Origin of the sequence: Streptomyces sp. CA-146814 (assembly GCF_050942385.1) — a bacterium.
In the GTDB taxonomy this organism is placed as follows: Bacteria; Actinomycetota; Actinomycetes; order Streptomycetales; family Streptomycetaceae; genus Streptomyces.
This window is the reverse complement of record NZ_CP192068.1, coordinates 6032621-6054582: the sequence shown is the minus strand read 5'-3', so window position 1 is coordinate 6054582 and position 21962 is coordinate 6032621. Positions and strand designations below refer to the sequence as shown.

Here is a 21962-nt window from a genome sequence, read left to right as displayed (position 1 = left end):
TTGCCGGTCACCCGCTGGAGGCAGATCAGTTGTCGCGCTTCTCCTTGATCTTCGCGGCCTTGCCGCGGAGCTCACGGAGGAAGTACAGCTTGGCGCGACGGACGTCACCGCGACTGACGAGCTCGATCTTCTCGAAGATCGGGCTGTGGACCGGGAAGGTGCGCTCGACGCCGACGCTGAAGGAGACCTTGCGGACCGTGAAGGTCTCGCTGACGCCCGAGCCCTGACGGCGGATGACGATGCCCTTGAACTGCTGGATACGGGAGCGGTTGCCCTCGATCACTCGCACGTGGACGTTGACGGTGTCACCGGGGCGGAACGCCGGGACGTCCGACCGGAGGGTGGCGGCGTTGACGCCATCGAGCAGGGAAGTCATGAGTTCTGCTTTCTTCGCCGATGCCACAGGTCATCGACGGGATGTCGAGAGGAGTGAAGGAGTGCTGATCGCGTCGGGCGGGCGTCTTTCCCCCTGTGGCAGGGGCGCACACCGGACGTACAGCAGCGGCCTATTCTTCCACGGCCGGTGGCCTGCGCCAAAATCGGCCGCCGGGCTCCGGGGAGAAGCCCAGGATGGAGAGGATCTCGCGGTCCTTCTTGTCGAAGGCGGCCGCCTCGCACCGCTCGATCAGATCGGGCCGGTTGAGGGCGGTCCGGGCGAAGGCCTGGTCCCGCCGCCAGCGCGCGATCTTCCCGTGGTGGCCGCTGAGCAGGACGTCCGGGATCCCCCGGCCGCGCCACTCGGGCGGCTTGGTGTAGACGGGGCCCTCCAGGAGGTCGGCCATGGCGCCGGGCGCGAAGGAGTCGTCGCGGTGGGATTCGGCGTTGCCGAGGACGCCGGGCAGCAGCCGGGCCACGGCCTCCGTGATCACCAGGACGGCGGCCTCCCCGCCGGCCAGCACGTAGTCGCCGATGGAGACCTCGACGACCGGGACGCGGGTGCCGTACTCGTCGATCACCCGGCGGTCGATGCCCTCGTACCGGGCCGGGGTGAAGACCAGCCAGGGCCGCGCGGAGAGCTCGACGGCCAGCTCCTGGGTGAACGGGCGGCCGCTGGGCGTGGGCACGACGAGGACCGGGGTGTGCGCGCCGGACTCGTACCCGTCGGCCAGCACCTCGTCCAGCGCGTCGCCCCAGGGCTCGGTCTTCATGACCATGCCGGGGCCGCCGCCGTAGGGGGTGTCGTCGACCGTGTTGTGCCGGTCGTACGTCCACTCCCGCAGGTCGTGGACGTGGACGTCCAGCACCCCGCGGGCGCGGGCCTTGCCGACCAGGGAGACGTTCAGCGGGTCCAGGTACTCGGGGAAGATCGTGACGACGTCGAGCCGCATCAGGCGTCGCCCTTCGGCGCCTCGTCGGACTCCTCCGACGCCTGCTCCTCGTCGCGGGAGGAGGCCACCACGGCCTCACTCTCGTCGATCAGGCCGGGCGGCGGGGTGATGACCGCGCGCTGCTCCTCCAGGTCGATCTCGGTGACGATCTCCTCCACGAAGGGGATCATCACCTCGCTGCCGTCGGGGCGCTCCACGATGAAGAGGTCCTGCGAGGGCAGGTGGGAGATCTCGGTGATCCGGCCGATCTCGGTGCCGTCGGCGAGCACCACGTCCAGGTCGATGAGCTGGTGGTCGTAGAACTCGTCCTCGTCCTCCGGCAGCTCCTCCGGGTCCACGTCGGCGATCAGCAGGGTGTTGCGCAGCGCCTCGGCGCCCGTACGGTCGCTCACGCCCTCGAAGCGCAGCAGCAGCCTGCCGCTGTGCACCCGGCCCGTCGCGATGGTGAGCGGTCCGGTGGCCGCCGGGTCGGTGGCCAGGACGGCACCGGGCCCGAGCCGCAGCTCCGGCTCGTCCGTTCGTACCTCGACGGTGACCTCGCCCTTGATGCCATGGGCGCGGCCGATCCGCGCAACTACCAACTGCACGCTGTTCTCCGATTGATGGGGTGGGGCCTTGAGGAGCCGACCGGTCGGGGTGGTCCACGACGTCGTGGTGGCCTACGACAAAGGCCGGGGACGGCCCGAAGGCCCTCCCCGGCCCTGGCCGGTGTTCAACTGCGGTCAGCGGACCTGGTCCACGTCGACGAGGTCGACCCGGATGCCACGGCCGCCGATGGCGCCCACGACGGTCCGCAGAGCGCGGGCGGTACGGCCGTTACGGCCGATCACCTTGCCGAGGTCCTCGGGGTGGACCCGGACCTCCAGCACGCGCCCGCGGCGCAGGGTGCGCGAGGCCACCTGCACGTCGTCGGGGTTGTCGACGATGCCCTTCACGAGGTGCTCGAGAGCCTCCTCGAGCATGCTCAGGCCTCGGTCGACTCGGTGGACGCGGCAGCGTCAGCAGCCTCGTCCGCCTTCTTGTCGGACTTCTTGGCCTTGGGGGTGATGGCCTCACCCTTGGCCTCGTCGCCGTCCGAGGTCAGCGCCTCGAACAGCGCGCGCTTGTCGGCCTTGGGCTCCGGCTGCAGCAGCGGCGCGGGGGCCGGGAGGCCCTTGTGGGCCTGCCAGTCACCGGTGAGCTTCAGGATCGCGAGGACCGGCTCGGTCGGCTGGGCGCCGACGGACAGCCAGTACTGCGCGCGCTCCGAGTTGACCTCGATGCGCGAGGGGTTCTGCACCGGGTGGTACAGGCCGATCTCCTCGATGGCCCGGCCGTCACGGCGGGTACGGGAGTCGGCGACGACGATGCGGTAGTGAGGCGAACGGATCTTGCCCAGACGCTTCAGCTTGATCTTGACTGCCACGGAAGTGGTGTCTCCTGGTCTCTGACGTGGTTGGGCACAACTAGATGCCACGTGGGGTTGCGGTACTCGGAGTGCCCGATGGACGCGTCAGCCGGAGGAGAGAGGGGTCCTGTGCGACTGTCGAGTACAGCTGACCATTCTGCCACACCACTTCGGCTCACCCCACCGCGACCGCGGCTTCCGGGATCTGGAACGGCTTGCCGCAGCCACCGCAGACGATCGGGGCCTGGGCCAGGACCGACGGGACGACGCGGACGTTGCGTCCGCAGTCGCAGACGGCCTTGACCCGGACGCCGCCCCCGGAGGAACCGTGCCGGGCGGCCGGACCTCTGAAGGAGCGCTTGGTGTCGGCGGCGGTGGCGACCGTGTGCGCCTTGAGGGCGCGCTGCAGCCGTTCGGTGGTCGGGCGGTACCGGCGCTTGGCTTCGGGATTCAGCGTGACCAGGGAGAATCCGCTGCTGGGGTGGGGCTCCTCGGCATGGTCGAGGCCCAGCTCCTCGGCGATCGCGAGGAAGCGTCGGTTGTGGTAGCGGCCGGCGCGGGAAGTGTCACGGACTCCTCTCGCGGCAGCGATGCCGTGGACTGCCTCGTGGAGCAGTCGCTCGAAGGAGAGCTCGGCGCCACAGGCGGACGAGGACTCTCCGATCAGGGACTCGGGCGCGGCTAGATCGGGCAGCTCGGGGTGGTACCGCTGAATGTCGGCCCACGCCTGTGCCAGCTCTGCGGCAAGTACAGGTGGTGTCGTGCTCACGTCGTGACAACGAGTCCGAGTGCCGTGGTGTTCCTATTCCGGGGCATCCCAAATAATTTGCACGTACCAGTCAGTTGCCCGTGATGTGTCCTGGATGCGTCCGGAGGCGGGCGGGTGCGCCGAACTGCGGAGAAGCCGCACAGCTCGCACCAAGGTGGTGCACAGCGTGCGGTGCGCCCGGCGCGTGGATGTGCGGTGCGCCGGCGCGCGGCACCACTTACGGGTCTGCCGGTGAGCGTACCCGGAGGGCCGTTCGACGTGCCTGGTGCCCGGTGTCGGGTAAGACTGATGCGGAGAGGCGCACGACCGGGGCACGCAAACAGTGCCCCACGCCCCCTGGACGGAACGGCGGATGCGCAGTTCTCTGGCATACGGGGGTGCGGGCATACGCACGCGGGGGCCATCCACTCGGGCAAGATCGACCTCTTGGCGGATTGGGGCATTTTCCATGACACCAACGCTCGTCCGGAACCTCTGGGACGCGGATCCCTCCGCGCCGGCGGACGCCGGTACCCGTGCCCGCGACTGGGCCGAGATCCAGGAACGCATGCTGGCACCGCTCTACGAGGCGGTGTACGACCGGCTCGAAGTCGGACCCGCCACCCGGATGCTGTCGCTCGGCTGCGGCTCCGGGCTCGCCCTGCTCGTCGCGGCGGCCCGGGGGGCGCAGGTGACGGGTGTGGACTCCGACCGGGAGCGGCTGGCGCTGGCGCGTGAGCGGCTGCTACCCGACGAGAGCACGGAAGGCGCGCCCGCGCACCGGGCCCGGCTGCACGACGCCGGGTTCCCCTCGGGCGCCGACGGGGCACCGTACGACCTGATCACCGTGTTCGAGCCGATCGGCTGTGCGGCCGGTGACTCCGAAGGGCTGGTGCCGGCGCTGGAGGCGGCGCTGCCGCTGACGGCCCGGGGCGCGACCGTGGTGCTGACCGGGTGGGGCCCGCCGGAGCGGTGTGCCACGGCGCCGGTGCTGCGGGTCGCGGCCCGGCTGACGGAGTCCGCGCGTCCGCAGCGGCCCGGCGGGTGGCGGCCCACGCTCCGGGACGACCTGGAGGACGTGGCGGGGCGGGCGGGGCTGAAGCCGGACGGTTCGGGACGGGTCTCCTGCCCGTTCGGGTACGCGGATCCGGACAGCGCGGTACGCGGGCTGCTGTCGACCGGGCTCTTCGACGCCGCCGTACGGGCCACCGACCGCTCCCAGGTGGAGAAGGAGGTCGCGGAGGCGCTGCATCCCTACCGGCGCCCGGACGGCACGGTGTGGATGCCGAACGTCTTCCGCTACCTGGTCTGCACGACGTGAGCTGAAAGAAGCCGCCGCGAAACGCGCGTAAGGGGCGCCCTCTCCCAAGGGCACCCCTTACGCATACGTCCGGCGGGCCGGTCAGCCCATGAACTTCTTGAACTCGTCCGGCAGCTCGAAGTTCTTGTCCTCCTGCGCCGGGAGCCCGAGCGCACCGCCCTGGGCGGCGGCCTGCTCGCGGCGCTCCGCGGCGGCGGCCTCCTCGGCCTTGCGCTTCATCGGGTTGCCGCTCTTGCGCTTGCCCTTGGCCTGCTTGACCTGCTTCTTCTGCCGGCCGGGGCCGCCGCCCATGCCGGGCATCCCCGGCATCCCGGGCATGCCGCCGCCCTGGGCCATCTTCGACATCATCTTGCGGGCCTCGAAGAAGCGCTCCACCAGGCTCTTGACGGCGGAGACCTCGACGCCCGAACCCTTGGCGATACGGGCCCGGCGCGAGCCGTTGATGATCGTCGGTTCGGCGCGCTCCTTGGGCGTCATCGACTTGATGATCGCGGCGGTGCGGTCGATGTCGCGCTCGTCGATGTTGTTGATCTGGTCCTTGATCTGCCCCATGCCGGGCAGCATCCCGAGCAGCTTGGAGATGGAGCCCATCTTGCGGACCTGCTCCATCTGGGCCAGGAAGTCGTCGAGGGTGAAGTCCTTCCCACCCTTGCTCGACTGGAGCTTCGAGGCCATTTTGGCGGCCTCTTCCTGGCTGAACGTCTTCTCCGCCTGCTCGATCAGGGTGAGCAGGTCACCCATGTCGAGGATGCGGGAGGCCATCCGGTCCGGGTGGAACGCGTCGAAGTCCTCCAGCTTCTCGCCGTTCGACGCGAACATGATCTGCTTGCCCGTGACATGGGCGATCGACAGGGCGGCGCCACCGCGGGCGTCACCGTCGAGCTTGGAGAGGACCACGCCGTCGAAGCCGACGCCGTCACGGAAGGCCTCGGCGGTGTTGACCGCGTCCTGACCGATCATCGCGTCGACGACGAAGAGGATCTCGTCGGGGCTGACGGCGTCGCGGATGTCCGCGGCCTGGCTCATCAGCTCCTGGTCGATACCGAGGCGGCCGGCGGTGTCGACGATGACGATGTCGTGGACCTTGGCCTTGGCGAACTCGATGGAGTCCTTGGCGACCTGGACCGGGTCGCCGACGCCGTTGCCCGGCTCGGGGGCGTACACCGCGACGCCGGCGCGCTCGGCGACGACGCTCAGCTGGTTCACGGCGTTGGGGCGCTGGAGGTCACAGGCGACGAGCAGCGGCGAGTGGCCCTGGCCCTTGAGCCAGAGGCCGAGCTTTCCGGCCAGCGTCGTCTTACCGGCACCCTGGAGACCGGCGAGCATGATCACGGTGGGCGCGGTCTTGGCGAACCGCAGCCGCCGGGTCTCGCCGCCGAGGATGGCGACGAGCTCCTCGTTGACGATCTTGACGACCTGCTGGGCGGGGTTCAGCGCCTGGGAGACCTCGGCGCCGCGCGCCCGCTCCTTCACGTTGGCGATGAAGGCCCGGACCACGGGCAGGGCGACGTCGGCTTCCAGCAGGGCGATACGGATCTCGCGTGCCGTGGCGTCGATGTCCGCCTCGGACAAGCGGCCCTTGCCCCTGAGGTTCTTGAAAGTCGCGCTAAGGCGGTCGGAGAGAGTATCGAACACGGCGCTCGTCGGTCCTCAGGGTCGGGGGCGGGGCAGGTCAATCGCCCTCCAGGGTATCCGGCCCCCGGAGAACACCAAGCCCTCGCCCGGATCCGGTGCCGGGCGAGGGCTGGACAAAAGCGTCCTACGCGTCAGCCGAGGGCCTTCTCGACCTCCCGGGCGACCTCGGCGGCCCGGATCTCCGGCAGCGGTTCGCCGTCGGTGCCGGTGACGTAGAAGGCGTCCACGGCGTTGGCGCCGAGGGTGGAGACATGGGCGCTCCGCACCCGTACGGCACTGCCTTCCAGGGCGTTGCCGATCCGGTGCAGCAGCCCCGGGGCGTCCTGGGCGCGGACCTCGATGACGGTGGCGCGGCGGGAGCCGGCCGCCGCGACGGTGACGCGCGGCGGCGGGGCCTTCACGCCTCGCCTGCGCGGGTAGGCGGCCTCCCGCTCCGCGAGCCGGGCCCGGATGTCCAGGGAGCCGTCCAGGGCGCGTACGAGGTCGGCGCGGAGCCGGGCGGCCTGCGGGAGGGACCCGTACTCGGCCGCCACCCGCCAGTTGAGCAGCAGCAGGTCCGCCCGCTCCCCCACCTCGTTGGGCAGCTCCACCGCGCGCAGGTCGGCGGCGCGCACGGTGAGGCGGTGCAGGGCGAGGACCCCGGCGGCGGCGGGCAGCACGCCGGGCCCGTCGGGCAGGACGATGAGCAGCTCGACGCCGACCGGCTCCACCTCGCCGTCCCCGGCGGGCTCCTCGGGCTGGGTGTGCAGGGTGAGGACGGGTTCGCCGGTGCGCAGGGCCTCGATCGCGAGGCGTTCGTGCTCGGCGCTGGGCGCGGCCTCCTCCGGCTCCTCGGGCGCCTCCCCGGCGAGGACGGCGGCGACGCGCTTGACCAGGTCCGCGACGAGCGAGGCGCGCCAGGCGGACCAGGCGGCGGGCCCGGTGGCGAGCGCGTCGGCCTCGGTGAGGGCGTGCAGCAGCTCCAGCGTGGAGGCGGTGGAGACGGCCTCGGCGACCGACCGCACGGTGGCGGGGTCGTCCAGGTCGCGCCGGGTGGCGGTCTCGACGAGCAGCAGGTGGTGGCGTACGAGGGTGGCGATGACGCCCACGTCGTGCTTGTCGAAGCCGATCCGGGTGGCCATGTCCCGGGCGATGACCTCGCCGGCCACCGAGTGGTCGCCGGGCCAGCCCTTGCCGATGTCGTGGAGGAGGGCGGCGACCAGGAGGAGGTCGGGGCGGTGGACGCGGCGGGTGAGGTTGGCGGCGCGGACGGCGGTCTCCACCAGGTGCCGGTCGACGGTCCAGGTGTGGACGGGGTTGCGCTGGGGCCGGCAGTGGACGCGTTCCCAGTCGGGCAGCAGCCGGGTGATGATCCCTTCCGCTTCGAGCGCCTCCCAGACACCGACGGTGGCCTCCCCCGCGCCGAGCAGGGTGACCAGCTCCTCGCGGGCCTCCGGCGGCCACGGGACCGGCAGCGGCCGGACGGTGGTGGCGAGATGGCGTACGAGGTGGCGGGAGAGCGGCAGTCCGGCCTCGGCGGCGGCCGCGGCGGCGCGCAGCGTGAGGACGGGGTCGCGGTCGGGGCGGGCGGCGCGGGCCAGGACCACTTCACCATCGGCCTCCACCACGCCGTCGGCGAGCGGTGCGCGCTCGGGGGCGGGTTTGGTCCCTCCGAGAGAGCCGCTGAGCATGGCACGGAGCCGGGGCCGGACCGAGCGGGCGCGGAGCACCCGGTTGACCTCGCGCCAGGTGACGTCGGTGGCGTACGAGACCGTCCGCGCGGCCTCGTACACCTGGCGCAGCAGTGCGTCGGCGTCGAGCAGGCCGAGCGCCTCGGCGACCTGGTCCTGTTCCTGGAGGGCGAGGCGGTCGGTGGCGCGGCCGGTGGTGAGGTGGAGGGCGTCGCGGGCGTCCAGGAGGGTGCGGCGGGCCTGGTCGAGCCCTTCGCGCGGGGCGTCCGCGACCCAGGAGGCGGCGACGGCGCGCAGGGCGGTGGCGTCGCGGAGGCCGCCGCGGGCCTCCTTGAGGTCGGGTTCCAGGAGGAACTGGAGCTCGCCCGTCCGCTCGGCCCGTTCCTGGCAGAGCTCATGGAGGGCGGGGAGGCGTTTGGGCGCCTGGTTGCGCCAGTCGGCGAGGATCGCGGTGCGCAGGGACGCGACCAGTCCGAGGTCTCCGGCGACCGGGCGGGCGTCCAGCAGGCCGAGCTGGACCTTGAGGTCCTCGCCGGCCGTCTTCCGGGCCTCGCCGGGCGTGCGTACGGAGTGGTCGAGGGCCAGGCCCAGGTCCCAGACCGGGTACCAGATGCCGTCCGCGAGGGCGGAGACGGCCGCCGGGTCGGCGTTGCCGTCGTGCAGGAGGAGCAGGTCGAGGTCGCTGCGCGGGGAGAGTTCGCCGCGGCCGTAGCCGCCGACGGCGACGAGGGCGGCGCCGCGGACGCCGGCGCGGTCGGCCGCCGCCGTGAACAGGCCGGTGAGCCAGTCGTCGGTGAGGCGGGCGAGGGCCGCACGGCGCGGCGGCCCGGACCGCGCCTCCTGCTGGAGGAGGCGCAGCCGGGCCGCCGCGTAGCCGCCGGGTCCCGAGTCTTCGCTTTCGGTGATCGCTTCGGTGCTCGTCACCCAGGTGCCTTCCGTTCGGTGGGGCCTCGGTCAGGGGCGCCCGTCCGGTGTGCGGGCCGTCCGCCGGGGGTGTCGGGCCGGGAGCCGGAGGGAGGTCCGGCGCCCGGCGGGAGCCTCCGTCAGAGGGCGTCCGGGCCGCGCTCGCCGGTCCGTACGCGGACGGCGGTCTCGACCGGGACGCTCCAGACCTTCCCGTCACCGATCTTGCCGGTACGGGCGGCCTTGACGACGACCTCGATGAGCTGTTCGGCGTCCTCGTCCTCGACGAGGACCTCGATGCGGATCTTGGGCACCAGGTCGACGGTGTACTCGGCGCCCCGGTAGACCTCGGTGTGGCCGCGCTGACGCCCGTAACCGCTGGCTTCGGTGACGGTCAGCCCCTGGACGCCGAAGGCCTGGAGGGCCTCCTTGATCTCGTCCAGCCGGTGGGGCTTCACGACCGCGGTGATGAGCTTCATGCGTCCACCTTCTTTGCCTTCGGTGCTGCCGTCGGGTCCGTCGCGGGGGCGGTGGTGCGGGAGACCGTGCCGCCGCCGGCGCCGCTGAAGTCGTATGCGGTCTCGGCGTGCTCGACCTGGTCGATGCCGGAGATCTCGTCGTCCTCGGAGACCCGCATCCCGATGGTCTTGTGGAGCACCAGCGCGATGAGGCCGGAGACGACCAGAGAGTACGCGAGGACCGCGACGACGCCGACGACCTGCTTGCCGAGCTGTTCGACACCGCCACCGTAGAAGAGGCCCTTGGCGTCGGACTGGACGCCGCCGGTGGCGAAGAAGCCGACCAGGATGGAGCCGATGATGCCGCCGACGAGGTGGACGCCGACGACGTCCAGGGAGTCGTCGTAGCCGAACTTGTACTTCAGGCCGACCGCCATGGCGCAGAGCACACCGGCGATGGCGCCGACCGCGATGGCGCCGAGCGGGGAGACGGAACCACCCGCGGGGGTGATGGCGACCAGGCCGGAGACCGCGCCGGAGGCGGCGCCGAGGGTGGTGAAGGAGCCGTGGCGCAGCTTCTCGTAGACGAGCCAGCCGAGGACGGCGGCGGCGGTGGCGACCTGGGTGTTGAGGAACATGACCGCGCCGACGCCGTCGTCGTTGCCGAGCCAGGATCCGGCGTTGAAGCCGAACCAGCCGAACCACAGGAGGGTCGCGCCGAGCATGACGAGCGGCAGGCTGTGCGGCCGCATCGGGTCCTTCTTGAAGCCGATGCGCTTGCCGATGACGAGGATCACTCCGAGGGCCGCGGCACCGGCGTTGATGTGGACCGCCGTACCGCCGGCGAAGTCGATGACGCCCATCTCGAAGAGCCAGCCGCCCGCGCCCCAGACCCAGTGGGCGACGGGGAAGTAGACGATGGTGACCCACAGGACGATGAACAGGGCCCACGCGGAGAACTTCACGCGGTCGGCCAGCGCACCGCTGATCAGGGCCGGGGTGAGGACGGCGAACATCAGCTGGAAGGCGGCGAAGACGTACACCGGGATGGTGTAGCCGTCCCAGAGTTCGGTGACACCGATGTTGCTGAAGCCGACGTAGTCGGAGCTCCAGCCGATGACCGAGCCGACGTCGGAGCCGAAGGCGAGGCTGAATCCGTAGAGCACCCAGAGGATCGTGACGATCCCGAGGCTGATGAAGCTCATCATCAGCATGTTGAGGGTGCTCTTGACGCGGACCATGCCTCCGTAGAAGAAGGCCAGGCCGGGGGTCATGAGCATCACCAGGGCCGAGCAGATGAGCATGAACCCGGTGTTGGCGGCAGACAGCTCAGGGGCGTCTGCGGCAAGCGTCGTGATGCCTGGGGGCATCGGCGTCTCCTCGTCGTCGGAGCGGCCGCGGCGTGCGGGGGAAAGCTGCGGGACCACTGGGAAGGTGCGGGCCGGTCAGGGGGTGTCCGGCGGATCATGGCCGGAGACCGCCTGTGCGCCATGAGATTGGCGGAGCGCCGTTTCCGGGGATGCCGCACGATGTTTCGCGAGCGTGACGAAGAGGTGGTGCGTGTTACGTCGGAATGAATCCCGGGTGGCGGGTCCGGTGCGCTGCCTACCATGCAGCCCACGCCGCATACGGTCCGGTTGAAACGCCGCCGGGCGGCCCGGAGCGACCCGGATACGCGAACCGGCCACGGCGCCTCTCCGGGAGACCAGGCGATGGGGGAGCCGAGTCGGGCTGTACGGAGGAGGTGCCGCGGCCGGGGCCGTGGTGCCGGGTCAGACCGTTTCGGCGGACTCCGGCAGCTGTTCGCTGAGCAGATCGGTGAGCCGGGCGACATCGGCGACATCGCCGAAGTCCCTGGCAGCGGTGTCGACGGTCTTGCGCAGCCGGGTGTTGACCCGTTCGGAGCGGACCTTCTTGGCGATCTTCAGGGCCTGTCCGGCGAGGACGGTGGACTGCTCGGGCTCGCGCTGGAGCAGGTGGACGGTGGCCATGCCGATGAGGTTGAGCGCGTAGGAGCGCTGGTGCTCGTCGTCCTCGCCGAACAGCTCGACGGCCTTCTCCATGACGGGCTCGGCGAGCGAGGCGTAGGTGGGGCTGCGGCCGGCGACATAGGCCAGGTCACGGTAGGAGTGGGCGTTCTCCCCGTTGAGCTCGGCCTCGGAGAAGAAGCGGATCCAGTCGGGCTCGGGCTCGCCGTCCAGTCCGGCGTCCTGGAAGGTGTCCTCGGCCATCCGGACGGCCCGCTTGCACTTGCTGGGCTGGCCCATGTTGGCGTACGCGCGGGCCTCCATCGCATACAGCATGGCCTGCGTACGGGGAGTGGCGCAGTCGCGGCTGCCGTACTGCGCGAGGTGGATCAGCTCCAGGGCGTCGTCGGGGCGGCCCAGGTGGATCATCTGGCGGCTCATGCTGGAGAGGATGTAGCTGCCGAGCGGCTTGTCCCCGGCCTCCTTGGCGGCGTGCAGCGCGAGCACGAAGTACTTCTGGGCGGTGGGCTGGAGGCCTACGTCGTAACTCATCCAGCCCGCCAGCTCGGCCAGTTCGGCGGCGCAGCGGAAGAGGCGCTTGGAGGTCGGGCCGGGCTGCGGTTCCTGCAACAGGTCGGTGACCTCGTGGAGTTGCCCGACGACGGCCTTGCGGCGCAGCCCGCCGCCGCACTGGGCGTCCCACTGCCGGAACATCGCGGTGGTGGACTCCAGCAGGTCCAGCTCGGGGCCGGAGAGCCGGGAGGGCTTGCGGGCGGCGGCCTCCGACTCCGGTTCGCCCGGCCCTCTGGCGGGGACGGGCACCAGCCAGCGCTGCATCGGCTCGATCAGGGAGGGCCCGGCGGCCAGCGCGAGCGAGCTGCCGAGGAAGCCCCGCCGGGCGAGCATCAGGTCGCTGCGGGAGAACTCGCTGAGCAGGGCGACGGTCTGCGGGCCGGCCCAGGGCAGGTCGACCCCGGCCACCGAGGGTGACTGGTGCGCGGTGCGCAGCCCTAGGTCCTCGACGGCGACCACCGCGCCGAACCGCTCGGAGAACAGTTCGGAGAGGATGCGCGGGATCGGCTCGCGCGGCTGCTCGCCGTCGAGCCAGCGCCGCACCCGGGAGGTGTCGGTGCTGATGTGGGAGGCGCCCATCTGGCGCGCCCGCCGGTTCACCTGGCGCGCCAGCTCGCCCTTCGACCAGCCACTGCGCACGAACCACGACCCCAGCTGGCCGTTGGGACGCTTGCCCGCATCCGTATCGCCTGCGCCGCTGCCACTCACCGGAACGCCCCCATCACGCTGAATCCTCCCCGTCGCATCCTCATCGCGCGAACCACTCCCAGAATGCCAAGCATCGGTGCTGTCCGTACGGGAGTTGCCCACGGCCGCACGGGAAACCGGGTTGCCCGAGGCATACCCGTGACCGCACATTCTCCCAGAGCCCGTGTACCGACGGTAATCCTACGATCACCCCTCTCGCGAGGGGGATTGCGGAAACGCCACCATTCGCCACCCCTTCGAATGAACCCGACTGCCTTGTGGCGCGCTTGACTTGGGGCACCACGACCGATGGCGGGCGTACGGAAGCGCTCAGGGGCGCACGCACAGGGCCGCACCACCTCGCGCACTACGGCGCACGCCACTCGATCGAGTTGCAGCGACGGAGGGTTACCCGAGCGTTCCGGGTCGTAACCACCGATGAGTCGGACCCGTTGGAGGGGGCATGGGCTTCACGATCGGCGGCATCCGCGAGAAACGTTCCGGCGTACGGCGGCGAGGCCGCGGCACCGAGGCCACCGCGGTGGCCGAGTACACCGGGCTCTGGGGCTGGGCCGTGGCGCCCGGCACCCGGGCCCGCGACGGCGCGTGCTCCTGCGGGCAGCGGGCCTGTCCCGCTCCCGGCGCGCATCCGCTGGGCTTCGCCCGGGAGGTCCCGGCGGGCACCGGCCTCGACGCGGCGGCGGACGCCTGGGCCGAGACGCCGGGCGCCTCGATGCTGCTGCCGGCGGGCCGGACCTTCGACGTCCTGGAGGTCGCGGAGCAGGCCGGGCGGCGGGCGCTGGTGCGGCTGGAGCGGATGGGGCTGCCGCTGGGGCCGGTGGCGGTGACGCCGACCGGCCGGGCGCAGTTCTTCGTCGCGCCCGGGGCCGCCGCCGAGCTGCCGGGCCTGCGCTACCGGATGGGCTGGGACGACGCGGACCTGGACCTGCGGGCGCTCGGGCCGGGCGCGCACATCACCGCACCGCCGTCCGACCTCGGCGGCCTCGGCCCGGTCCGTTGGCTGCGGCCACCGGTGCTGGACACCGCCGCCGCTCCCCCGCAGGCGCGGCTGCTGCTGGGCACGCTGGCGTACAGCTGCCATCGCTCCTAGGGGGTGTCCGGCGGATCAGGGCCGGGGCACACCCTAGGGAGCACGAAAAACGACGGACGGGCGGCGGGCCCTCTTGAAGGAGCCGCCGCCCGTCCGCCGTACGGAGTGGTGCGCGTCAGTCTCCGATCAGCGCGTCCACGAAGGCGCCCGGCTCGAACGGAGCCAGGTCGTCCGCTCCCTCGCCGAGCCCGATCAGCTTCACCGGTACGCCCAGCTCGCGCTGGACCGCGATGACGATGCCGCCCTTGGCGGTGCCGTCGAGCTTGGTGAGGACGATGCCGGAGATGTCCACGACCTCGGCGAAGACCCGTGCCTGGACGAGGCCGTTCTGTCCGGTGGTGGCGTCCAGGACGAGGAGGATCTCGTCCAGCGGACCGTGCTTCTCCACGACCCGCTTGACCTTGCCCAGCTCGTCCATGAGCCCGGTCTTGGTGTGCAGCCGGCCGGCGGTGTCGATGAGGACCACGTCGGCGCCCTCGGCGATGCCCTCCTTGACCGCGTCGTACGCGATCGAGGCCGGGTCGCCGCCCTCGGGCCCGCGGACCGTACGGGCTCCGACGCGCTCGCCCCAGGTCTGGAGCTGGTCGGCGGCGGCGGCGCGGAAGGTGTCGGCCGCGCCGAGGACCACGCTGCGGCCGTCGGCGACGAGCACCCGGGCCAGCTTGCCGGTGGTGGTGGTCTTGCCGGTGCCGTTGACGCCGACGACCATGACGACGCCGGGGGTCTCGGCGCCGCCCTCGGTCTTGACCTCGCGGTCGAAGTCCGGGCCGAGCAGGGTGATCAGCTCTTCGCGCAGCAGGGCGCGGAGTTCTTCGGGCGTGCGGGTGCCGAGCACGCGGACGCGCTCGCGGAGCCGCTCGACCAGTTCCTGGGTGGGGGCGACGCCGACGTCGGCGGTGAGGAGGGTGTCCTCGATCTCCTCCCAGGTGTCCTCGTCCAGGTTGTCCCGGGACAGCAGCGTGAGCAGCCCCTTGCCGAGCGAGTTCTGCGAGCGGGCGAGCCGGGCCCGGAGCCGGACGAGCCGGCCCTCGGTGGGCTCGGGGATCTCCAGCGCGGGCGGCGCCGGAGCCTCGACGACCGGGGCCTCCTCGACCGGCGCGGTGGCGTCCGGGAGGCCGACTTCGTCGATGGTGCGCCGCGCTTCGTCGCGCGGCGTCTCGGCCTCCTCGCCGACCTTCGGCTCGGCGGGAGGAGTGATGGTCGGCGTGGACGGCGGCGGGGGCGGCAGCTTCCGCTTCTTGCGGCTGCCGACCACGAGCCCGCCGACCAGGCCGACGGCGGCCAGGGCGATGACTACAGCGAGGATGACGATTTCGACGAGTTCCATAACCCGTCCAGTATCGGCCACGGCCGCCGTACGGGCACGGCCCCGCACGCCACCCGGCGATCCACCGGATCCGGATGCACCTTTTGGCGGTAATGCCCGACCCCCGCCTCTACCTTTCTGACGGCACGTCAGTTACGGTGCACCCCGCCCCGCCCTTGAGGCATCCGGCGAAAGGGAGACCCGTCATGGCCTTCACCGTGGTCCGGTTCAATCTCGTCGACCCCGAAGCCACCCCCGTGACCCTCTCGGCCCGCTACCGCGCCGCCCTGGAGATGGCGGCGTACGCGGACGGGCACGGCGTCGACACGGTGCAGACCGAGGAGCACCACGGGGTGGCGAACTCCTGGCTGCCCTCGCCGTTCACCTTCGCCGGCGCGGTCTTCGGCGCCACGCGGCGGATCGCGGTGACGGTGTCGGCGATCATCGGCCCGCTGCACGATCCGCTGCGGCTGGCGGAGGACATCGCGGTGCTGGACCTGCTGAGCGCGGGGCGGCTGGTGACGGTCGCGGGGATCGGCTACCGGCCCGAGGAGTACGAGCGGGCGGGCGTGGAGTGGGGGCGGCGCGGAAAGCTCCAGGACGAGCTGCTGGAGACGCTGCTGGCGGCGTGGACCGGCGAGCCGTTCCCGTACCGGGGCCGTACGGTACGCGTCACGCCGCGTCCGTACACGCGGCCGCACCCCATGCTCCTGGTCGGCGGCAGCTCACGGGCGGCGGCGCGGCGGGCGGCACGGCTGGGGCTGCCGCTCTTCCCGAGCGCGCATCTGCCAGAGCTGGAGGCGTATTACCACCAGCAGCGGGAGGCGTACGGGACGGAGGGGTTCTGCATGATGCCCGCGGCCCGGACGCCGCTCCTCCAGGTCTCCGAGGACCCGGAGCGGACGTGGGCGCTGTACGGGGAGCACCTGCTGCACGAGGCGCGGACGTACGCCTCCTGGCAGTCCAAGGACATCCGCTCGGCGGTACGCTCGGCGGCCACGACGGTGGCCGAGCTGCGCGAGGAGGGCGTCTACCGGATCGTCACGCCGCAGGAGCTCACGGCGCTGGACGCGGACTCGCTGGTGCTGCATCCGCTCTGCGGCGGGATGCCCGTGGAGGAGGGGTGGCGGAGCCTGCGGCTGTTCTGCGAGGCGCTGGAAACGCCGGCTGCCCCGGCTGGGCCATGACGGCCATGAACCAGGGCAGCGCGTGAACATAAAAGGGACTAGCCCATCTCCTCCAGCGTCTTGCCCTTCGTCTCCTTCACGAACTTGAGCACGAAGGGGATGGAGAGCACCGCGAAGCAGGTGTAGATGATGTACGTCCCCGAGAGGTTCCAGTCGGAGAGGCTCGGGAAGCTGGCGGTGATCGCCCAGTTGGCGATCCACTGCGCGAAGACGGCGACGCCGAGCGCGGCGGCGCGCAGGCGGTTCGGGAACATCTCGCCCAGGAAGACCCAGACGACGACACCCCACGACAGCGCGAAGAAGAGCACGAACGTGTGGGCGGCGATCAGCGCCACCGCGCCCTGGGTCTCGGGCAGCTTGCCGTCGACCAGGTCGGCGGAGAAGGCCCACGCCTCGACGGCGAGCGCGACGGCCATACCGACCGAGCCGACGAGCGCGAGCGGCCGGCGGCCCACCCGGTCGACCAGCACCATCGCGATGACCGTGCCGATGATGTTGATGATCGAGGTGGTGAACGAGTAGAAGAACGAGTCGGTCGGGTCGATGCCGACGGACTGCCACAGCGTCGCCGAGTAGTAGAACGCCACGTTGATGCCGACGAGCTGCTGGAACATCGACAGGCCGATGCCGACCCAGACGATGGGCAGGAAGAAGAAGCGGTTGCCGAGCAGGTCCTTGAAGGAGGACTTGTGCTCGCGGTGCATGGCCGTCTCGATCTCGGTCACGCGGGCATCCAGGTCGATCTTGTCGCCCTCGACCTCTTCGAGGATCTTGCGGGCCTCGGCCTTCCTGCCGACCGAGATGAGGAAGCGCGGGGACTCGGGGATGGCGAAGGAGAGGAGCCCGTACAGGATGGCCGGGACGACCATCACACCTAGCATCCACTGCCAGGCCTCCAGGCCGAGGATCTCGCCGCGCTGGTCACCGTCGGCGATCTGGAGGACGGCGTAGTTGACCAGCTGCGATACGGCGATGCCGATGACGATCGCGGCCTGCTGGAAGGAGCCGAGCCGGCCGCGGTAGGCCGGCGGGGAGACCTCGGCGATGTAGGCCGGGCCGATCACGGAGGCCATGCCGATGGCGAAGCCGCCGATGATGCGCCACATCGCCAGGTCCCAGAGGGCGAACGGCAGCGCGGAGCCGATGGCGCTGGCGGTGAAGAGCACCGAGGCGATCTGCATGCAGCGGATGCGGCCGATCCGGTCCGCGATCCGGCCGGCGGTGGCGGCGCCGATCGCACAGCCGATCAGCGCGATGGCGATGACCTGGGCAAGGGTGCCGGAGCCGATGTCGTACCGGTCGCGGATCGCCTCGACGGCCCCGTTGATGACGGAACTGTCGTAGCCGAAGAGGAAGCCGCCCATCGCCGCGGCCGCCGTGATGAAGATGACATGGCCGAGGTGGTCCGGATGGGCCTCTCGGGCTCCGGACGCCGGTCCGTTCGCTGCGCTGGTCACATGAACTCCTGATGTCTGGCCGCAAGTCAGACGTGGGGGGGTGAGCCTTCCCAGTGGGGCACAACATTCGGCCCGCCACCACTTGAAGGTGAAATCAACTTCGCAGAGGTTATGCGTTCAAGAAACGAAGCCACACAGCGGGTCCCAGCGCATGTACCCAGGTGTGCGCGAAAGGTGCGTCGAACCGCTGACGATTCGGTAAAGAGTCGGCCGATCCGCCGACCGGGTCAGCGCAGCCGCTGGCTGATCACCTTCGACACACCGTCCCCCTGCATGGAGACGCCGTACAGCGCGTCGGCGACCTCCATCGTCCGCTTCTGGTGGGTGATGACGATCAGCTGGGAGCTCTCCTGGAGCTCCTCCATGATCCGGATCAGCCGCTGCAGGTTGGTGTCGTCGAGCGCGGCCTCGACCTCGTCCATCACATAGAAGGGACTGGGACGGGCCTTGAAGATGGAGACCAGCAACGCCACGGCCGTCAGGGACCGCTCACCGCCCGAGAGCAGCGAGAGCCGCTTCACCTTCTTACCCGGCGGACGGGCCTCCACGTCCACTCCGGTGACGAGCATGTTCTCCGGGTCGGTCAGGATCAGCCGTCCCTCGCCGCCCGGGAAGAGCCGCGCGAAGACGCCTTCGAACTCGCGGGCGGTGTCCCGGTACGCCTCGGTGAACACCTGCTCCACCCGCTCGTCGACCTCCTTGATCACCTGGAGCAGATCGGCCCGGGTCTTCTTCAGGTCTTCGAGCTGCTCGGAGAGGAACTTGTGCCGTTCCTCCAGCGCCGAGAACTCCTCCAGGGCGAGCGGATTCACCTTCCCGAGTTGCTGGTACGCCCGTTCGGCCGACCGCAGCCGCTTCTCCTGTTCGGTGCGGACGAAGGCCTTCGGCCGGTTACGGGGGTGCTCCGGGTCCTCCGGCAGCTCCTCTCCGTCGGCGGGCGGCGACGGCGGCACGAGTTGGTCCGGGCCGTACTCGGAGACGAGCCCGGCCGGCTCCACGCCCAGCTCCTCCAACGCCTTCGTCTCCAGCTGCTCGATGCGCAGCCGCTTCTCGGCGCCGAGCACCTCGCCGCGGTGGACGGAGTCGGTGAGCTTGTCCAGCTCGCCCTTGAGGTCGCGGCCCCGGCCCCGCTCTGCGGCCAGTTCGCGCTCCCGCTCGCCCTTGGCGGCCTCGGCCGAGGTGCGTTCCTGGTCGGCCCGTACGAGGGAGACCTCGACGTGCGCCAGCAGCTGACGGGCGCCCGAGGCGACGGCGGAGGACACGGCCGCCTCATGGCGCAGCCGGGCCCGGCGCTGCTCGGCGCGGGCGCGGGCCTCACGTTCGGTGCGGGCGGCCCGGTCGAGCCCGTCGGCGCGTCCGGCCAGCGACTTGACGCGCTCCTCGTGCGTACGGGCCTGGAGCCGGGCCTCCATCTCGGTCTGGCGCGCGTTGGCACCGTCGGCGGCGAGCCGGTCCCGTACGGAGGTGTCGGGCTCCTCCTCCACCGGCGCCTCCTGGGCCACCAACAGCCGCTCAGCCAGCTCCTCCGCCTCCTCCACCGCCCGCTCCAGCGCCTCCTGGGCACGGGCGGCGGAGGCGGTCATCCGCTCGGCCTCGCCCGCCGCGCTCCGGGCCGTCCCGGCGAGCCGGCCGAGCTGCTGCGCGACGCCCGACTTCTCCCGCTCGGCCGCCCGCCGCCGCTCCCCCAGCTCCTCGACGAGCGCGGCCCCTTCCGTGCGCCGCTCCCCCGCCAGCCGCTGCGCCTCCGCCAGCTCCTCGCACCGCACGGCCAGCTCTGCCAGTTCGGCGGCGGCCTCGTCCACGGAGGCCTGCACCTCCAGGAGGCTGGGCGCCCCGGCGGACCCGCCGTGCGCGAAGTGCGCGGAGAGCACGTCCCCTTCACCGGTCACGGCGGTGAGCCCGGGGTGCACGGCGACGAGCGCCTCGGCGTCCTCCAGCGTGGCGACGACGACGGTGTCCCGTACGAGGCGGCGGACGGCGGCCATCAGGGGGGCGGGGCCGGTGACCAGGTCGGCTACGGCGGTGGTGGTGAGGGTTTCGGTACGGCCGTGGGGCAGCGCGAGCACATCGGGGCCGCCGGGCGCGGACCCCGTACCGCCGGGTGCGCCCCCCTGTGCGGGCAGCGGGCCGGGGGCCGCCCCCGGAGCCTCGTCCTGGACGAACTCGCCGCCCTGCCCCGGTACGTGACCGGACCCGGCGCCCTCCGCCGACCCGCCGCCCAGCAGCATCGCCGCGCGCCCCGCGTCCCGGTCGCGGAGCAGGCGGATCGCCTCGGCGGCCGTGGCCGGGTCCGTCACCGCCACCGCGTCCGCCGCCGCGCCGAGTGCGGCGGCGACCGGGACCTCGTAGCCGGGCCGGACGGTGAGCAGTTCGGCGGCGGGTCCCAGCAGGCCCGCCAGCCGGTCCCGGGCGCCGAGCAGCGCTCCCGTACCGTCCTTGCGGCGCAGCCCCAGGGCCAGCGCCTCGTGCCTCGCCGCGACCGCCGCCCGCCTGCGCTCGGCGGCCGTCGCCTCCTCGCGGGCGGTGCTGTGGGCGGCCTGGGCCTCGGCCAGCGCCTGCTTGGCCTCCTCGTGGCGGACGGTCAGCTCCTCGTCGTCCGCGTCCAGGCCCTCGACCTCGGCCTTGAGCTGCTCGTACTCCTCCTGGGCGGTCACCGCGCGCTCCTGGGCCTCGTCGCGCGATGCGGCCAGCCGGTCGATCTCGGCCTGCGCCGAACCGGCCCGGCTGCGGGCGGCGTTGACCTGGCCGTTCAGCCGGGCCAGCCCTTCACGGCGGTCCGCGATGGCGCGGGCGGCGTCCTTGAGCCGGCGTTCCTCGGCGGCCAGCTCGCGCTCCAGGTCGGCGCGGTGGGCGACGGTGTCCTCCAGCGCGTGTTCGGCCGCCTCCAGGGACGCCGTCAACTCCGCCTCCTGCTCGCGGACGCGGGCGGCCTCTCGCTCCAGGTCCTCGGGGTCGCGGCCCCGGCGCTCCTCCGAAGGCGCCTCGGTGGCGCTCCGGACGCGGGCGTCGGCCAGCGAGACCGTGCCGCGTACGCGTTCGGCCAGCTGCGACAGCTCGTACCAGGTCTGCTGGGCGCGCTGGAGCCGCGGTGCCAGGCGCCGCACCTCGCCCTCCAGCTCGGCCTCCCGGGCCAGCGCGGCCTTCAGCTCGGCCTCCGCCGCGTCCTTCCGCTTCTTCAGTTCGGCCTCGTCGGCGATCTCGTCGCGCAGCGCGTCCCGCAGGGTCACCAGGTCGTGCGCGAGGAGCCGGAGGCGGGCGTCGCGCAGGTCGGCCTGGATGACGGCGGCCCGGCGGGCGACGGCGGCCTGTCGGCCGAGCGGCTTGAGCTGGCGGCGCAGCTCGTCGGTGAGGTCCTGGACGCGGGCCAGGTTGGCGCCCATCGCGTCCAGCTTGCGGAGCGCCTTCTCCTTCCGCTTGCGGTGCTTGAGGACACCGGCGGCCTCCTCGATGAAGGCCCGGCGGCCCATCGGGTCGGCGTGCAGGACGGAGTCCAACTGGCCCTGGCCCACGATGACGTGCATCTCGCGGCCGATACCGGAATCGGAGAGGAGTTCCTGGATGTCCAGCAGCCGGCAGGTGTCACCATTGATCTGGTATTCACTGCCGCCATTACGGAACATGATCCGCGTGATCGTCACTTCGGCGTACTCGATGGGCAGTGCGCCATCGGAATTGTCGATGGTCAGCGAGACTTCGGCGCGGCCGAGCGGAGGCCGCCCGGTCGTCCCGGCGAAGATCACGTCTTCCATCTTGCCGCCGCGCAGGGATTTGGCTCCCTGTTCTCCCATGACCCAGGAGAGGGCGTCGACCACATTGGATTTCCCCGACCCATTGGGGCCGACGACACAGGTGATCCCCGGCTCGAACCGCAGGGTGGTGGCGGACGCGAACGATTTGAAACCACGCAGGGTCAGGGCCTTGAGGTGCACGCCGCCGGACTCTACCTTTCCCTCTCGGTTTCGGTGATGAAGGTGCAGGGCACATCAGACGGTAAGCGAGGGGGGTACGGCGGGGGCCGGGGGGTCCGGGCAAAGAAAAAAGGGACGCCGAGGCGTCCCTGTAGATCTTGGTGCGTGGATCCTGGTGCAGATCTTGGTGCGTAGATCCTGGTGCGTGATCCGGTTGAACGATCCGTGCGGTCCCGCACGCGTATCGCCACGGCAACCGAGCGGATGCGTTACCGGTGTCCGGACACAGGCGTCCCTGTCGGTCAGGGACCCGGTC

17 protein-coding genes are annotated in these 21962 nt (G+C 71.6%); 3 read left to right on the top strand and 14 right to left on the bottom strand.

Annotation, left to right across the window (positions count from 1 at the left end; genetic code table 11):
* Positions 1-25 precede the first annotated feature (25 nt).
* The 6 genes from rplS to ACQP09_RS27195 form a co-directional block, all read right to left on the bottom strand.
* Positions 26-376: a 50S ribosomal protein L19 gene (gene rplS, locus ACQP09_RS27220; protein ID WP_073882311.1), complete on the bottom strand. Its 351-nt coding sequence runs from the start codon at positions 374-376 to the stop codon at positions 26-28.
* 130 nt (positions 377-506) lie between these two features.
* Entirely contained in the window at positions 507-1328 is an 822-nt protein-coding gene (trmD, locus tag ACQP09_RS27215) for a tRNA (guanosine(37)-N1)-methyltransferase TrmD (protein ID WP_433404163.1), read from the bottom strand.
* A complete protein-coding gene (rimM, locus tag ACQP09_RS27210) occupies positions 1328-1915 on the bottom strand; it encodes a ribosome maturation factor RimM (RefSeq protein ID WP_433404161.1) in 588 nt (195 codons plus the stop codon). The genes trmD and rimM overlap by 1 nt, the downstream gene beginning before the upstream one ends.
* 135 nt (positions 1916-2050) lie before the next feature.
* Positions 2051-2290, bottom strand: a complete 240-nt coding sequence (locus ACQP09_RS27205; protein WP_066978740.1) for an RNA-binding protein — start codon at positions 2288-2290, stop codon at positions 2051-2053.
* Between the two features lie 2 nt (positions 2291-2292).
* Complete coding sequence (gene rpsP / locus ACQP09_RS27200) at positions 2293-2733, bottom strand: 30S ribosomal protein S16 (protein ID WP_404058944.1); 441 nt, start codon at positions 2731-2733, stop codon at positions 2293-2295.
* A gap of 157 nt (positions 2734-2890) precedes the next feature.
* Complete coding sequence (locus tag ACQP09_RS27195) at positions 2891-3484, bottom strand: hypothetical protein (RefSeq protein WP_018509633.1); 594 nt, start codon at positions 3482-3484, stop codon at positions 2891-2893.
* Between the two features lie 448 nt (positions 3485-3932).
* Here ACQP09_RS27195 and ACQP09_RS27190 point away from each other — a divergent pair, with 448 nt between their 5' ends.
* Positions 3933-4784: a class I SAM-dependent methyltransferase gene (locus ACQP09_RS27190; protein ID WP_433404157.1), complete on the top strand. Its 852-nt coding sequence runs from the start codon at positions 3933-3935 to the stop codon at positions 4782-4784.
* Positions 4785-4865: 81 nt separating this feature from the next.
* Here the strand turns inward: ACQP09_RS27190 and ffh are convergent, their stop codons facing one another.
* The 5 genes from ffh to nsdA all read right to left on the bottom strand — a co-directional run bounded on the left by ffh (position 4866) and on the right by nsdA (position 12698).
* Positions 4866-6419: a signal recognition particle protein gene (gene ffh, locus ACQP09_RS27185; RefSeq protein ID WP_404058950.1), complete on the bottom strand. Its 1554-nt coding sequence runs from the start codon at positions 6417-6419 to the stop codon at positions 4866-4868.
* A gap of 131 nt (positions 6420-6550) precedes the next feature.
* Entirely contained in the window at positions 6551-9013 is a 2463-nt protein-coding gene (locus tag ACQP09_RS27180) for a [protein-PII] uridylyltransferase (protein WP_433404153.1), read from the bottom strand.
* Between the two features lie 119 nt (positions 9014-9132).
* The gene (locus tag ACQP09_RS27175) at positions 9133-9471 is read right to left on the bottom strand and encodes a P-II family nitrogen regulator (protein ID WP_003965965.1); all 339 of its coding nucleotides are present in this window, start codon (positions 9469-9471) and stop codon (positions 9133-9135) included.
* Positions 9468-10820, bottom strand: a complete 1353-nt coding sequence (locus ACQP09_RS27170; RefSeq protein WP_433404149.1) for an ammonium transporter — start codon at positions 10818-10820, stop codon at positions 9468-9470. Before ACQP09_RS27170 ends, ACQP09_RS27175 begins: the two co-directional genes overlap by 4 nt.
* A gap of 402 nt (positions 10821-11222) precedes the next feature.
* Complete coding sequence (nsdA, locus tag ACQP09_RS27165; RefSeq protein WP_433404146.1) at positions 11223-12698, bottom strand: transcriptional repressor NsdA; 1476 nt, start codon at positions 12696-12698, stop codon at positions 11223-11225.
* A gap of 442 nt (positions 12699-13140) precedes the next feature.
* Here nsdA and ACQP09_RS27160 point away from each other — a divergent pair, with 442 nt between their 5' ends.
* Positions 13141-13788: a bifunctional DNA primase/polymerase gene (locus ACQP09_RS27160; protein ID WP_433404143.1), complete on the top strand. Its 648-nt coding sequence runs from the start codon at positions 13141-13143 to the stop codon at positions 13786-13788.
* A 115-nt stretch (positions 13789-13903) separates the two neighbouring features.
* Here the strand turns inward: ACQP09_RS27160 and ftsY are convergent, their stop codons facing one another.
* The gene (ftsY, locus tag ACQP09_RS27155) at positions 13904-15115 is read right to left on the bottom strand and encodes a signal recognition particle-docking protein FtsY (RefSeq protein WP_432151075.1); all 1212 of its coding nucleotides are present in this window, start codon (positions 15113-15115) and stop codon (positions 13904-13906) included.
* 185 nt (positions 15116-15300) lie between these two features.
* Between ftsY and ACQP09_RS27150 the strand changes: the two genes are divergently transcribed.
* Positions 15301-16281 (top strand): LLM class flavin-dependent oxidoreductase, encoded by a 981-nt coding sequence (locus tag ACQP09_RS27150; RefSeq protein WP_433404140.1) that lies wholly within the window; start codon positions 15301-15303, stop codon positions 16279-16281.
* A 38-nt stretch (positions 16282-16319) separates the two neighbouring features.
* Here the strand turns inward: ACQP09_RS27150 and ACQP09_RS27145 are convergent, their stop codons facing one another.
* Together ACQP09_RS27145 and ACQP09_RS27140 are read right to left on the bottom strand one after the other, a co-directional pair.
* Complete coding sequence (locus ACQP09_RS27145; protein ID WP_433404137.1) at positions 16320-17738, bottom strand: sugar porter family MFS transporter; 1419 nt, start codon at positions 17736-17738, stop codon at positions 16320-16322.
* Positions 17739-17965: 227 nt separating this feature from the next.
* Complete coding sequence (locus tag ACQP09_RS27140; RefSeq protein ID WP_433404134.1) at positions 17966-21667, bottom strand: chromosome segregation SMC family protein; 3702 nt, start codon at positions 21665-21667, stop codon at positions 17966-17968.
* Positions 21668-21962 lie beyond the last annotated feature (295 nt).